This is a genomic window from Vaccinium witches'-broom phytoplasma str. VAC, assembly GCF_000309405.1.
In the GTDB taxonomy this organism is placed as follows: Bacteria; Bacillota_I; Bacilli_A; order Acholeplasmatales; family Acholeplasmataceae; genus Phytoplasma.
This window is the reverse complement of record NZ_AKIN01000257.1, coordinates 1-284: the sequence shown is the minus strand read 5'-3', so window position 1 is coordinate 284 and position 284 is coordinate 1. Positions and strand designations below refer to the sequence as shown.

The following is a 284-nucleotide window of genomic DNA, read 5'->3' as shown; positions in this document are numbered from 1 at the left end:
ATTATTTTTTTTAGTCTTAGAAAAGAAAAAAAGACTAACTTAATAGTTAGTCTTAAAGAATTTTTAAAAAATAAAAAGTGTCTAAACTTTTGGAACACCTCAGTTTGTCCCACGGATGATTTATTTGTTTTTCTAAAAATAAATATTTTAAAGATGTAAATATTTTTTTATTTTGGGCGTCAAGTAAATTTTTGGGGTTGATTATTTGGCAGTAAAGGTTTAACTTTTTCCATTGGCCTTGTTCAATGTATTTTATTAGTTGTTGTAATACGGATAGATTAATT

The 284-nt window shown here is 24.3% G+C and carries 1 pseudogene; it reads right to left on the bottom strand.

The window, feature by feature from the left end:
- Positions 1-97: 97 nt before the first annotated feature.
- A pseudogene (locus RI68_RS03360) lies at positions 98-283 on the bottom strand (replicative DNA helicase); the annotation flags it as partial.
- Between the last annotated feature and the right edge of the window lies 1 nt (position 284).